At 42.2% G+C, this 13778-nt stretch carries 11 protein-coding genes; 9 read left to right on the top strand and 2 right to left on the bottom strand.

What is annotated here, in order from left to right:
• Positions 1-18: 18 nt before the first annotated feature.
• The 8 genes from IJE10_01755 to IJE10_01720 all read left to right on the top strand — a co-directional run bounded on the left by IJE10_01755 (position 19) and on the right by IJE10_01720 (position 10785).
• Positions 19-1968, top strand: a complete 1950-nt coding sequence (locus IJE10_01755; GenBank protein MBQ2966831.1) for a hypothetical protein — start codon at positions 19-21, stop codon at positions 1966-1968.
• 113 nt (positions 1969-2081) lie between these two features.
• Positions 2082-3413 carry a hypothetical protein gene (locus tag IJE10_01750; protein ID MBQ2966830.1) on the top strand — a complete coding sequence of 444 codons (1332 nt, stop codon included), beginning with the start codon at positions 2082-2084 and terminating at the stop codon, positions 3411-3413.
• Positions 3414-3501: 88 nt separating this feature from the next.
• A complete protein-coding gene (locus tag IJE10_01745) occupies positions 3502-6057 on the top strand; it encodes an NYN domain-containing protein (protein ID MBQ2966829.1) in 2556 nt (851 codons plus the stop codon).
• 2 nt (positions 6058-6059) lie between these two features.
• Positions 6060-6362 carry a Dabb family protein gene (locus IJE10_01740; protein MBQ2966828.1) on the top strand — a complete coding sequence of 101 codons (303 nt, stop codon included), beginning with the start codon at positions 6060-6062 and terminating at the stop codon, positions 6360-6362.
• An 86-nt stretch (positions 6363-6448) separates the two neighbouring features.
• The gene (locus tag IJE10_01735) at positions 6449-7582 is read left to right on the top strand and encodes a M20/M25/M40 family metallo-hydrolase (protein ID MBQ2966827.1); all 1134 of its coding nucleotides are present in this window, start codon (positions 6449-6451) and stop codon (positions 7580-7582) included.
• Between the two features lie 61 nt (positions 7583-7643).
• Complete coding sequence (locus IJE10_01730; protein MBQ2966826.1) at positions 7644-9071, top strand: hypothetical protein; 1428 nt, start codon at positions 7644-7646, stop codon at positions 9069-9071.
• A gap of 41 nt (positions 9072-9112) precedes the next feature.
• Positions 9113-10039: an AEC family transporter gene (locus tag IJE10_01725; GenBank protein MBQ2966825.1), complete on the top strand. Its 927-nt coding sequence runs from the start codon at positions 9113-9115 to the stop codon at positions 10037-10039.
• A gap of 11 nt (positions 10040-10050) precedes the next feature.
• On the top strand, positions 10051-10785 hold the full coding sequence (locus IJE10_01720) for a hypothetical protein (protein ID MBQ2966824.1): 735 nt from the start codon (positions 10051-10053) through the stop codon (positions 10783-10785).
• Positions 10786-10804: 19 nt separating this feature from the next.
• Here IJE10_01720 and IJE10_01715 read toward each other — a convergent pair whose 3' ends face one another.
• Positions 10805-11563 carry an AraC family transcriptional regulator gene (locus tag IJE10_01715; GenBank protein MBQ2966823.1) on the bottom strand — a complete coding sequence of 253 codons (759 nt, stop codon included), beginning with the start codon at positions 11561-11563 and terminating at the stop codon, positions 10805-10807.
• Between the two features lie 149 nt (positions 11564-11712).
• On the opposite strand from IJE10_01715, the gene IJE10_01710 reads away from it, so the two are divergent.
• Positions 11713-12663, top strand: coding sequence for an NAD-dependent epimerase/dehydratase family protein (locus tag IJE10_01710; protein ID MBQ2966822.1), 951 nt, complete (start codon positions 11713-11715; stop codon positions 12661-12663).
• A gap of 8 nt (positions 12664-12671) precedes the next feature.
• Here the strand turns inward: IJE10_01710 and IJE10_01705 are convergent, their stop codons facing one another.
• Entirely contained in the window at positions 12672-13775 is a 1104-nt protein-coding gene (locus IJE10_01705; GenBank protein MBQ2966821.1) for a nucleotidyltransferase family protein, read from the bottom strand.
• Positions 13776-13778: the final 3 nt, after the last annotated feature.

Here is a 13778-nt window from a genome sequence, read left to right as displayed (position 1 = left end):
AAAGGATGTAAGTGTGATATGATGAAAAAAAGTATTTGTTTAATTTTGGTTGTTGTATTGTTGTGCGGAATGGTTGGTACGGTTTCTGCATACAAGTTTCCAAATTCCTTCTGGCCTGTTAACGACAAATATGTCAAAGCACTCAACAGCAAGGATAATGCAGGAATCATTCAGTATGGTATTGAATCCATTAATCTTCTGGAAAAAGAACCTGTGAATACGCAGACAACCGATGCACTGGGGGCACGCTATGAGCAGGTGGCTGTAGCATATGAAAATTTAGGTATGTACCGGGAGTCTGTGCCGTATTTTCAGAAATTGCTGCAATTGCAGTATAATGATTCGTCTGTTACATACGGACAGATAAAGCTCAACACCTTGCGTGTTCAGCAGTATTCATCAAACCTCAGTCTGTATACAGACGGGGGTACAGCGACCCATTTTGGGGCAAGAGGCGAAAAAAAGAGTGGTGTACTGTACGGTGCGTGCATAAACGGAATGGTACGCCCGGAAATACCCAATGAATCTATGATTTTGGTGTATCAGGAACTGGGTGACTATAGCACAATTGATTTTAATAAGCTGATGCTGAAGGAAGCACGCGAAAGCGGTCTGGCGGTGGAGCTTGCTTTAAACTGTCCGCAGGAGGGCTATAACATTTCAAATATTACGAATTACGCATCCTTTTTGTATATGCTTTCAGATGTAATTAAAGAATACAGCGATGTGGTAATTTATTTAAGATTTGCCGCTGAGTTTGATGCCTGGGGCAACAAAAACACACCCTATGAATTTGTGCAGGCGTATCGCTATGTATCGGATATTTTCAGAAACAGCAATCCAAATGTTGCAATGGTGTGGTCGCCGACCGTAGCACCGGCATGGAATGTGAATATCAACGATTATTATCCGGGAGATCAATATGTGGACTGGGTAGGCGTTTCTTTGTATGCCTCTCCGCATTATCAGGGGAACATTAACGCAACGCAGATGGATGAAGTGTATTTTAAAAAGGGCAAAAACTCAGACCCGGTGCTTGCGCTTCGCGAATTTGTGGAGGCGTATGGTAACCGTAAGCCTATTATGATTTCCGAATGCGGTTGCGGACATCATGTTTCGGCAACCGGTGAGAATACAACAGATTTTGCGGTGAATTACTTAGAACAGTATTTCGGATATTTACCCATGGTGTATCCGCAGGTTAAGCTGATGGCATATTTTGACCACCAGGTATACAGAGACGTAGACGATTATCGGCTTTCCAGTAATCCGGCACTGAAACAAACCTATTTAAACTATGTAAAAGGCGGTGTTTTTGCACAGGATAGTTTTATGGATGAAGCAGATACAATCTATCGTCCGATTGAAAACAGTACTTATGTAAATGCGGTTTTCCCCGTTTCTGCATACGCGCATTTGTATAATGAAAAAGTACAGAGCGTGACCTATTATATTGACGGCGAATGGGTGGCAACCGAGACCAGACCTCCCTTTACCGCGTATATTGACGCAACGAAATACCAAAACGGCAAACACGTTCTTTCGGCAGTCGCACAGGGCACGGCAACAAACACCTCTCAAAGCTATGAAATACAAATCGGTTTGGCAGACGATAAAACGGTGTCGGTTTATGTAGCGGACGAAAAGGTGGAATTTGACCAGAATCCTGTGATTTATAATGACAGAACATTGGTACCTATGCGTAAGATTTTTGAGGCTTTGGGCGCAACTGTTTCCTGGGACGAAGCAACCCAAACCGTAACGGGTGTTCGTGGGGACAGAACGGTTAAACTCAGCATCGGAAGCAGTGTGATGGATGTAAACGGGCAGTCTTATATGTTGGACATAACTCCCATTTTGTTAAACGGCAGAACTTTGGTTCCTGCAAGAGCAATTGCGGAGGGACTTGGATTAAATGTCGGTTGGAATGAAGAAAGCTATTCGGTTATCATTGCTTCAAATGAATAAAATAAAAATAGAGCAGAGTTCTGCTCTTTTTTTTACGAAAAATTTTCGAAAACGGCAAAAGGTATTGACAAGCATCTTAAATATGCTAAAATGAAGAAAAAGGGGGAGAATCTATGAATATTCAGTTTGATTTAAAAGACACAAGTGGTGTTATAAAACCGATGCATGCGGTAAACAACGGTCCGGCGTTTCCAAATGTGCGCGGTATGTCTAATTTTGAAACCTATAAAGAAGCCGGTATTCCATATGCCAGAAATCATGATGCGTCCTTTTATGCAAGCTACGGTGGTGAGCATATTGTAGACGTGCACCGTATCTTCAAAAACTTTGATGCGGACGAAAATGATCCTGCCTCCTATGTTTTTGAGCCGACCGATAAATATCTTGAAAATACCATTGCGGCAGGCACAAAGGTGTTTTACCGTTTGGGTGCTTCCATTGAACATGAATATAAATACGGCACCCGTGTGCCCAAGGATTTCCACAAATGGGCAAGAATTTGCGAGCATATTATTCGGCACTATACCGAAGGCTGGGCAAACGGCTTTCATTATGATATCGAGTACTGGGAAATATGGAACGAGCCTGAATGCAAGAATTTTGACGGCTCTCACCCTTGCTGGCAGGGTACCGAAGAACAGTTTATTGAATTGTATTCCATTGCGGCAAAGCATTTAAAAGCTTGTTTTCCTCATCTTAAAATCGGAGGCCCTGCCTTTTGCGGCCCCCATTATACCAAATTTAGACGTGCGTTTTTACAGAACGCGAAAGAGAAAAATGTACCGCTGGACTTTTATTCCTATCATATGTATGCAAGAGAACCTAAGTTTTTGATGGACTATGTGCAAGCCGGCGAGGAAGAACTTAAAATATGTGGCTTAGAGGGTACAGAAACCATTTTGAATGAATGGAACTATGTAAAGGCGTGGCTGGGCGAAGAATACGTTTATACCATGAAGCAGATTAATGGCTTGAAAGGTGCTTCGTTTGTTACGGGCGGTATGATTACAGGGCAGGCAAGCAGTCTTTCCATGCTCATGTATTATGATGCGCGCCCCGGTCTCTGGTGCGGACTGTATGATCAGTATCTTCAGCCTCAGAAGGCATATTACTCCATCAAAGCCTACAGCACACTTTATCAGCTCGGAACAGAGGTGAAAGCTTCAGGTTATCTGAACGACGATATTTATTCTCTGACTGCCACAGACGGCAAGGAAAGTGCGATTCTGTTAACCCGATACAGGGATGTAGACGAAGCGGAACCGGAAAGGGTAACGCTCAATCTTACAAACTTAGAAGAAAACGCAAAAGTGGAATACTATCTTTTGGATACCGACCACAATTTAGAATTGGTGCGTGAAGAAATGTTTGCCGCAAATGAAGTTACACTTCACCTGAACGTGAAAATGTTTGATACCTATCTGATTAAAATTGTTCTTGCCTGATGCGTTGACAAAAGCATAAAAATTTTGTATAATAAAAGAGCTTGCTTTGCAGGCTCTTTATTTGATTCTAAAAGGGAGGTGCTTCGGCTTGAAAAGAGTAACGGTTGGTATTTTGGCGCATGTTGACTCGGGCAAAACCACTTTAGCAGAAAGTTTGCTTTACAAAACGGGCGAAATCCGAAAGCTTGGGCGAGTAGACCACAGAGATACTTTTTTAGATACCCACAGCATAGAACGGGACCGGGGCATCACTATTTTTTCCAAGCAGGCGGTGTTTTCAACCGAAAATACCGAGTTTATGCTGTTGGATACCCCGGGGCATGTGGATTTTTCCACCGAAACTGAGCGCACCCTTTGCGTGCTGGATTATGCTATACTCGTGGTCAGTGGTGCAGAGGGCGTACAGAGCCATACCGAAACCCTCTGGAAGCTATTAAAGCACTATAACATTCCTACATTTTTGTTTATCAATAAAATGGATTTGTCCGAAATCCAGCCCTATGCGTTTTTAAAGGCGTTGGAGCAAAAACTACACGCAGTTTTCATCAATTTTGGCAAAAAAGAAGAGGATTTCTTTGAAAAAATTGCCGAAACCGATGAGGAGGCATTAAACGAATTTTTAGATAGCGGAGCGGTGTCACAGGATGCGATTCGCAAAGCGGTGAAAAAGCGTAACCTGTTTCCTTGCTATTTTGGTTCAGCCCTTAAAATGGATGGCGTAGATGCTTTTTTGGAGGGGCTTGACAGCTTAACCTTGCCGAATGAAAAGCAGGATTTCGGTTTAAAAGTTTTCAAAATTTCGGAAGATGAGCAAGGGAATCGTCTGACGCATTTAAAGGTTACGGGCGGAAGTTTAAAAGTAAAAACACAGCTTGAAAAAAACGGATGGGCAGAAAAGGTCAACCAAATCCGCATTTATTCGGGCAACAAGTTTAAAACGACAGACGAAGCCTTTGCAGGTACGGTTTGTGCCGTAACGGGACTTACCCAAACTTTCCCTGGGGAAGGATTTGGTATTGAAAAAGATAATAAGGGTTTGATTTTAGAGCCGGTATTATCTTATTGCGCTTCTTTTCCCGGTGGCGGTGATATGCACACCATTTTGGGCAAGCTTAAAAAGTTGGAGCAGGAAAATCCTGAGCTGAGTATCCTCTGGAATGAGCGACTGCAGGAAATTCATGTCAAGCTCATGGGCGAAGTGCAGTTAGAGGTTTTAAAACGCCTGATTGCAGAGCGGTACGGCTTAGAGGCGGAGTTCAGCGAAGGCAGTATCGCGTATAAAGAAACCATAAAGAACAAAGTAGAGGGTGTCGGACATTATGAACCGCTTCGACACTATGCAGAGGTGCATCTTTTGTTAGAGCCTTTGCCTTTGGGAAGCGGTATACAACTTGAAACCGACGTCAGCGAGGATGTGTTGGATAAAAACTGGCAACGGCTGATTTTAACACATCTGGCAGAGAAAACCCATGTGGGTGTGCTGACCGGCTCACCCTTAACGGATGTGAAAATCACCCTTGCGGCAGGCAAGGCGCATTTAAAGCATACCGAGGGTGGGGATTTCAGACAATCCACCTACCGAGCAGTACGGCAAGGTCTGATGCAGGCGGAAAATGTGTTGCTTGAGCCTTGGTACTCCTTTACTTTAGAAGTGCCGACCGATGCGGTCGGACGTGCCATGACCGATATTCAGCAAATGAACGGTACCTTTTCTGCACCCGAAACGGTGGAGGATATGTCTGTTTTGCAAGGTACGGCGCCTGTTTCCGCTATGCGGAATTATCACAGCACGGTAACTGCGTATACCCGCGGTCGGGGCAGGCTTTCGTTGATGCTTAAAGGCTATGAGCCGTGCTTAAATGCAGAAGAAGTGATTGCCGAAATCGGCTATAATCCGGAGTTAGATACCGAAAACCCGGCAGATTCGGTCTTTTGCTCTCATGGTGCAGGCTTTTTGGTGAAATGGGATGAAGTTCCCGATTATATGCATTTGGATAGCGTGTTGGAAAGCGCAAAAGCCGAGGTTGAAACGGTTACCGCTCAAAAGGTACATTCGGCACTCAGCCGTATATCCTCGGATAAAGAATTAAAGCAGATTTTTGAACGCACCTACGGCAGAGTGCGCGAAGTACAGCCTGACTACATTTTTGAGACGCCAAAGGTTAAAAAGGATAAGCCGTATGTGTTTAAGGGAATGCCAAATCCTAAAGGTCCGGAATATCTTTTGGTGGATGGATACAATGTCATTTTTGCCTGGGATGAGCTGAAAAGTCTTGCGGAAAACAGCTTAGAGCATGCAAGAGAGAGGTTGATTGAAATTCTTTGTACCTATCAGGCGGTCAGGGAAATTGAACTGATTTTAGTGTTTGATGCTTACAAGGTTAAGAAAAATCCTGGGTCAATAGAAGACAGACACGGCATCCATGTGGTGTATACCAAAACGGCAGAGACGGCAGATATGTATATTGAAAAGGCGTGTCATGACTTGGGTAAAAAACATAAAGTACGGGTTGTGACCTCTGACTATATGGAACAGATGATTATTTTAGGAAGCGGAGCACTCCGTATTCCTGCCGTCGCCTTTTTAGGCGAGGTTAAAGAAGTGGAACAAACTGTGAGACAATATTTAAAAGGAGAAGAATAAAAATGGTAAAGCATGTAATTTTATGGACATTGAAGGAAGAATTTGACGAAAAGCAGAAGGCTGAAATCAAAAAGGGAATTAAAGAGGGGTTAGAAGGGCTTTTCGGTAAAATCCCGGGACTTACCGAAATTAAGGTTTACACCGAGGGTTTGGCAAGCTCTAACGCAGATTTAATGTTAGATTCCACCTTTGAAAGTGCGGAAGCCTTGAAGGGCTACGCAGTACATCCCGACCACGTTGCAGTTGCAGACGGCAAGGTCCGCCCCTTCACCGCAAGTCGCTCTTGCCTCGACTTCGAAATCTGATTTTTGTTTTCCACTTCACGTGAACTGAATAAGGATTATGTCGAATTTTTACAGAATGGGGATATTAATTTATGATATGTCAGCAATTGTTTGAAACGATAGAAGAACTGCAAGAAAAGTATCTTAATATATTGGAGGATGTTTGTAACATTGAAAGTCCGACAGAATTTAAAAAGGGTGTTGATGATGTAGGTGCATACTTTCTCGATATAGCAAAGCGCCATAATTGGAAAACAGAGGTTTGTAAGCAAGAAATATCGGGAGATGCAATTTGTCTGACCTTGAATTGTGATGCGAAAGGAGAGCCTGTAAGCGTTTCCGGACATATGGACACAGTGTATCCGGTTGGTGCGTTTGGGACTCCTGCAGTAAAGCGTGATAGAGTAAACATATACGGACCGGGAGTAATGGACTGTAAAGGCGGTATTGTTGCGGCGCTGATGGCAATGGATGCACTTGAAAAGTGTGGATTCAACGCGCGTCCTATTCATTTGTTACTGCAATCCGATGAAGAAAACGGAAGTGCCACAAGCGGCAAAAAAACAATTGAATATATATGCAAAAAAGCTGAAAATTCAATAGCATTTTTAAACTTAGAGGGAATCAAGGGCAATACTGCTGTTTTACAACGCAAAGGAATATTAAGATATTGCTTAACAATACATGGAAAGGCATTGCACTCGGCTCGTTGTGCTGAAGCGTCAAATGCCATAACAGAAGCGGCATATAAAATTATTGAACTTGAAAAAATGAAAGATGCTGACGGTCTTACTTGTAATTGTGGCATAATTCAAGGCGGAACTGCCGCAAATACCGTAGCGGAAAGTTGTTGTCTTTATGCTGATATACGATTTTCAACTGCAGATGAATTAGAAAAAGCAAAACAAGAAGTTTTAAGAATTGCGAATAACACAACAGTAGAAGGCTGCTCTTGTACACTAAAGGAAATAAGCTACCGACCGGCTATGAGCTTGAGTGATAAAAATACTAAATTGCTTGAAAAAATGAATGAAATCTATAAGGAAAACGGACTTCCGGTTTTAACAGAACGGAAATGCTTAAGTGGATCTGATGCAGCTTATATAACCGCGTGTGGAATTCCATGCGTAGACAATCTGGGGACTGATGGCGAAAACATACATTCTGTAAATGAATGGATAAGATTAGATTCGTTAGCAGAAGCTGCCAAAAGAATAGCAGCACTGATTTATTGCATCTAAACCTTATGTGTCGCAATATAGATATGACGAATATGGAAATAAGCAGAAAGGAGAAAAAGATATGAATTTGTTTGATACAGAATTTAAACGCAAGTTTAGCATATCGATGTATAAAAATTTAAAGATTATGCTTGGTGAGATGACGTTTCTTAAAGATTTTGTCAACAATACACGAGGCGATTTGTATCCGATACTTCGAAAAAGCGAAGATTGCAAAGAATTGGTTGAAAATAATTTGTATACGGTGACAAACGGAATGGTCAAGCGGATTTTTTGTAACTTTTTCCCTTATGCAAGTTATGAAGTTTCGGCAAAGATAACAGATGGAGAAATAGGCTTTTGCTTTCAGTTGCCCGACGCAGAAGCAAATGTTTTGGTGAAAAAAGGAAAGCTGATGTACTTGTGTGGCGATTATACAGAGGAAACGATGCTTCCTGATTTTGTAAAAACAGATTTCACCATGGTTGTAAGCTGTCGCCCCGGTGCTTTTGATGTTTATTTTAAGAAAAATAATAAGCCGGAATTTGTTTGCACATTTTATGCGGAAAAATTTGAAGATTCAAATCAATATGCGTTGTTTTCAAATGGCTATGTTTCATTATGTGCGTCAGGATGCGTTACGACAACTGCCGTTCTTTCTTATATGGATAATGGCGTTTCTGTTGCAGACATAAGATCTGTAAAATATGAAAACGGAGAAGTCGTGTTTGAGCAAGGAAAGGTATACTTTACGGCATCTGTTCGTATGCAGGAAGGCGCTTTTCAAGGCGTATTTTCGTGGATACCGGGAACGGCTGAGTTTCAAATGACAGGCGCTTTGTTTTATGATTGCGGTGATGGTAAATGGCGAAACTATGTCGCACCTTCTTTGATATACCATCGCGAAAATAGGCAGTGGTATGTTTGGGTGAGCTCCTTTGAGCATAAGCATATCTTAGCGTATGGAAAATTTGATGGGGAACCAAGATTTGGTGTGAATGTCGTTGATGTTGAATTTATGAAACCTGCGACAGATGCGGATGATATTTCCGATTTTGCAGGCTTTTTCAGAGATGAAGACCCTGATTTTTTCTATGATGAAGAGAATGACAGATGGCTTATGGCAATATGCAGAAACGATCTTGAAACAAAGGAATATACATATGTTTTCTTTGCGTCCAAAGACCCTTTTAAAGGTTATATCTATATCGGAAAAGGATATGACGGTGCAGAAACAGGCGGTTCTTTTGTGAAAATGAAGGGCGAACTGTTCTTTGTTTGCGGCAACGATTTTAATGCAACATCGGAATATCGCATTTACAGCAAAAACGGGATGAAAAAAGCCGTTTTTAACTACCCGGATGGCGGATTCCGTGGGTGGGGAACCGTGTTCCCGATAAAAATGGGGAGTCGCACCCGTTGTTTTTGGATAACATTTGACCGCCATAACGGCAGTGAGTATAATTGGAGTTATGGTAATGTTTATTGTTTTGAGGCAGATATTTTTTAGCACAGGCAACTACATCTTGAGTAAACGAAAGGAAGCATAATATGGACATAGCATTAAAGGTATTCAATCAGGTAGCGGTAATCTTTATTTTGATTGCCATCGGCTTTGCCTGCATGAAATTAAAATGGATTAATAAAGACGGGGTATCACAGCTTACAAACATTCTTTTAAGCATTGTAACGCCCTGTGTGCTGATACAGTCCTATCAGGCAAAGGTTTACACACCTGCACTTGCAACAGGGCTTTTGTGGGGGGCGCTTTTTAGTGTCATTTCCATTCTGGCATCTACGTTGCTTTCGCAATTGATATTCAGAAAAGAACCCACAAACCGCTATAGAATCAATCGGTTTGCGGCGGTGTATTCCAACTGCGGATTTATGGCAATTCCGCTTTTGCAGGCGGTGCTTGGAGCAGACGGCGTGTTTTACGGCTCGTCCTATCTTGCCATGTTTACCCTTTTGTACTGGACGGTTGGTGTGTATGTATTTACCGAGGACATCCGCAGTCTGTCTTTGAAAAATGTGGTGTTAAATATTGGCGTAATTGCAACGGTCGTCAGCATCACACTGTTTATGACCGAAATTAAACTGCCGTCACTTGTTATGCAACCCATTGCGTTTATGGCAGGCCTTAACACACCTCTTGCCATGATTATTTTAGGCTCGTACCTGGCAGGTGTTAAATTTAAAGAGATTATCAAAAACGGAAGCTTGTATATTGTGTCGTTTTTACGACTGCTTGTGTATCCGCTTTTGTCCTTGGGCATCTGTATGCTTTTAAAATTGGATACCGGTGTGGCACAGGCGATTATGATTTCTTCCGCATGTCCGACAGCCGCGGTTACAACCCTTTTTGCAGTACGGTTTAAGTTAGATGCGGAATATTCGGCACAAATCGTATCTGCGACTACACTTTTATCTATTATCACCATTCCGATTGTTATGTTGATTATGGGATATGTATACTAAGGAGGAATAATATGAGAAAAAGTTCAATGATTTGGATTGTTGTTTTGATGTGCGTTTCTTTGCTTTTGGTAAGTTGTGGAGAAAAAACATCAAATTCAACCGAGAAACAGCAGAAAGAACCGCTTCCGTTCTTTGAAGAACACGGACTTGAAGCAAACGCCTTTGTGAATAAGGGGCAGTTTGAGCTGGAAAACGGCATTATGTATCGGCACAAAGACGGAACGAATTATCAGAGAAAAACAGCTTACTGGGAAGTGAAGTCGGGAACCGAAACAGACCTCGGAGACGGCAGAAAAGAAGTGACATTTACTGCATACTGCTATTTCCCGATTGAAGATAAGCCGACCACCAATCAGCTTTTAAGCTGGGGCTGTGAATCATCGTTGTATGACTATTATACGGGCACATGGCTTACGGCAAAGGATACAACAGGTAACACCACAAAAGAAGCCAATACATACAGTTTTAAGCTTGACATAAACGGTGAAGAAACAGAAATTTCATACAGTTTTTCTACTGTGTGGAATCCGAATGTACCGGGATATAATCGTGTGTTGGAAAAAGAATATGTAGTACAATGCCCGAAAGATTATGACGGTCTGGTGCTATGTGCACATCAGCGCGGTGAAACCTTTGAGCAAGATGAAGTAAATAAGGATGAAGCAGAACGTATAGAAGAGCTGATTACCATAACGGAACGTGAAAATAAAGATGCAACCAAAACTTTACGGTTTAGAATTAAATAACAAAAGTGCGTAACGATAGTTACGCACTTTTTCTTTTTTTCCGGATTTGTTTTGGGGTGCTTCCGGTATGTTTTTTCAGAATCTTTCTAAAATAGGAAGCGGAACTGAAATGCAGAATTTCTGCAATTTCTTCCACCTTTTTGTCGGTGGTCAGGAGAAGAGATATGCCCATTTTGCATAAAACCTTTTGCTTGTATTCGTTTGGCGTTATGCCGACATTTTTGCGAAACACGGCATACAAATACGGCTCACTGATGGCACAAAGAACGGCAAGCTCCTGCATGGAGACGTACGGATGCTGACGGATGCATCGTTTTATCCTTTCAACAAGTGCGCCATCCTTTGGGGTTACACTTTGCATGTGTGGCAAGATGTCGGACATGGCATCATAAAAAAGACTTAGTGTTTTGCAGTCAATGTCTTTGCCGTTGGTTGGAATGCGCATAAGCTTTTGCACAATTTCAGCGTTGCAGGGGAGTATTTGCAAGTCAAAGTCAAAAGGTACTTTAATATGAAGTTCCGAGAAGCCGAACGACAGAAAGTCGATGCCATTTTCACCCTTCCAGACAGATTGATATCTTAACCCCTTTGGAATAAAAAACAAGTCCCCGGCTTTCAATTTTAAGTTTTTGCCTTCGGATATAATTTCGCACTGTCCTTGAATCAGATATGCCAGATAATTAGTCGGGGAGCCTTGTCGGTTATCGGTGTAATGATATGTATTGTAACGAAATCGAAAAAATGTAAAACCTGTATAGTAAAGTATCTTATTCAGCATAAAAAACCTCGTTTTAGTATAGAATTCTACCTCTTTTTTATAGAATACTATATTTTTAAGAAAAAGTCAATATGCTATACTGTGTATGCAGGAACCGGTGTACCTTTGAGCTTTATAAAACAAATTTAAAAACCTGTGGGGGGAGCAAAATGAAAAATAAAAACGTATTGTTAATAGGCGGTGGCGGAACGCTTGGCACTTATACAGCACAAGAACTTTTGCGAAAAGGGTGCTTCGTGGATGTAATCTGTCTGGAGGATAAAGTTTCTGACAACACAAATCTTTGCTTTCACAAGGTTAATGCAGATTTGGAAACGCTAAAAGCCTTTCTGAAAGACAGATATTATGATGGGATTGTAAACTTTATACATTATCTTGATGTGGAGGATTATAAGCCGGTGCATCGGTTGTTATCTGCCAAAACAGAGCATTTGATTTTTCTATCTTCTTATCGTGTGTACGCGGATTTACAGCATCCGATTACCGAAGAAGCACCGTTGCTTCTGGATGTTTTGGAGGACAAGCTGTTTCATGAAACTGAAAAATACGCCGCATCCAAGACAAGATGCGAATGGTTTTTGCGGGAAGAATCAGGTACGGATAACTGGACGGTGGTGCGCCCGGTCATTTCGTTCTCGGAAAATCGGCTGGATTTGGTTTGTCGTTCGGGACATGATGTTTTGAGAATGACCGAAAACGGACAAACAATTCTGCTTCCTGAAAAAGCAAGGAATCTTACAGCCGGACTGGAATGGGCAGGCAACTCGGGCAAGCTGATTGCCAATCTTTTGTTTAAAAAAGAGACTTTAAGAGAGGCATACACCGTATCCGGTGCACAAAACCTGACCTGGGATGAGGTGGCAGACATTTATACTGATCTCATCGGTGCCAAATTTCAATGGGTAGACACAGATAAGTATATTGAAAACGAGCCTAAAGTACGATCCGATCCCTTTATTTTAAAGTATGACCGACTGTTTGACCGTAAAATAGATAACAGCAAAATCTTAAAGGCAACGGGTCTTAAGGCGTCGGATTTTGTACCCATCCGCGACGGCATAAAAACAGAGATTGAAAAAATAAAAAACAAAGTGTGCTGATGCACACTTTATTTTTGTATATAAGGATGTTTCAGGTAGTCTGTTGACGATGGTGCGTCCGAAAGCAGTGCGTACAAATCTCCGGCTTTAAAATCAAGCTTCGCATCCTCACAATCGGGTGCATCAGCACCTTTGGTGACAATGGGAATGGTTGCGCTTTTTCGCATGGTGCCCAGTAATTCACAACCCAGGTTGTTTGCTGCAAGTACTCTTGTGTACTGCGGTGCTTCGGACAGATTTTTCTTTTCGATGCCTAAAAATGCAAGAGTCAGCATTCTGGAAATGGCGGTGCGGGTGTATCGCTTTGTTTTGATTTTGTTCAGCAAATCCGAAAAAGAATCTGCAGTTAATGCGCATTCCTTTATGCGGTTTTCTATGCCCTCACGGATTTCTGCAATGTCTGCAATATTTTCGGTCAACAGCTTGTATTTTAAATAGGGAAACATGTCCTCTGCAGTAACAAGCTTTGTTTGGGGCAAAGCATAGGGGAGAAAGGCGGAGCAGTCTGCGCCTTTAAGTAAAGCACTTCGGATATAGCTTGCCGAAGCAAAGCCGTCTTTGGGTGCTTGCTCGTTATAGTTTGCACCTTTCCGCAAAATAACCTCGGGTGTAACAGAACTGTTTAGTTTTTGTAACGCCTTTAAATACTCAATGCCCAAAATGTTGTTAGAGCCTTTCAGTAGATCAGGTTCAACCAGTTCGTTGCGGATTTCGTGATAGGATTTTTCACCGGTTGCATTCTTTTGCATATATGCTTCAAATGCATCGCCCGAAAGCTTTGATGCGGCAGACTGCAAATCCGAAAGCGGACTTTCTGCACCGAACACAAGATGGGAAATGATGCCAAGCCTGTCAAGGACTGACACGCCTCCGAAAGCGAACCGCTCGGCAGAAGCAACCGCAAAGCTCACGGGAAGCTCTAATACCAGATCTGCACCGTTTTTAACGGCAATTTCCGCCCTTTGCCATTTATCGTAAAGGGCAGGCTCGCCCCGTTGCACAAAGTTTCCGCTCATCACAATTACTTTGGCATCCGCATCTGCTTGGGAAAGCTGATATATGTGTCCCGTGTGCATGGGATTGTACTCTGCAATAATGCCTGCAACTTTCAAAAA

It is taken from the genome of Clostridia bacterium (assembly GCA_017410375.1).
In the GTDB taxonomy this organism is placed as follows: domain Bacteria; phylum Bacillota; class Clostridia; order RGIG6154; family RGIG6154; genus RGIG6154.
Note: the sequence above shows the minus strand (reverse complement) of the source record. Positions and strands in the feature narration are given on the sequence as shown.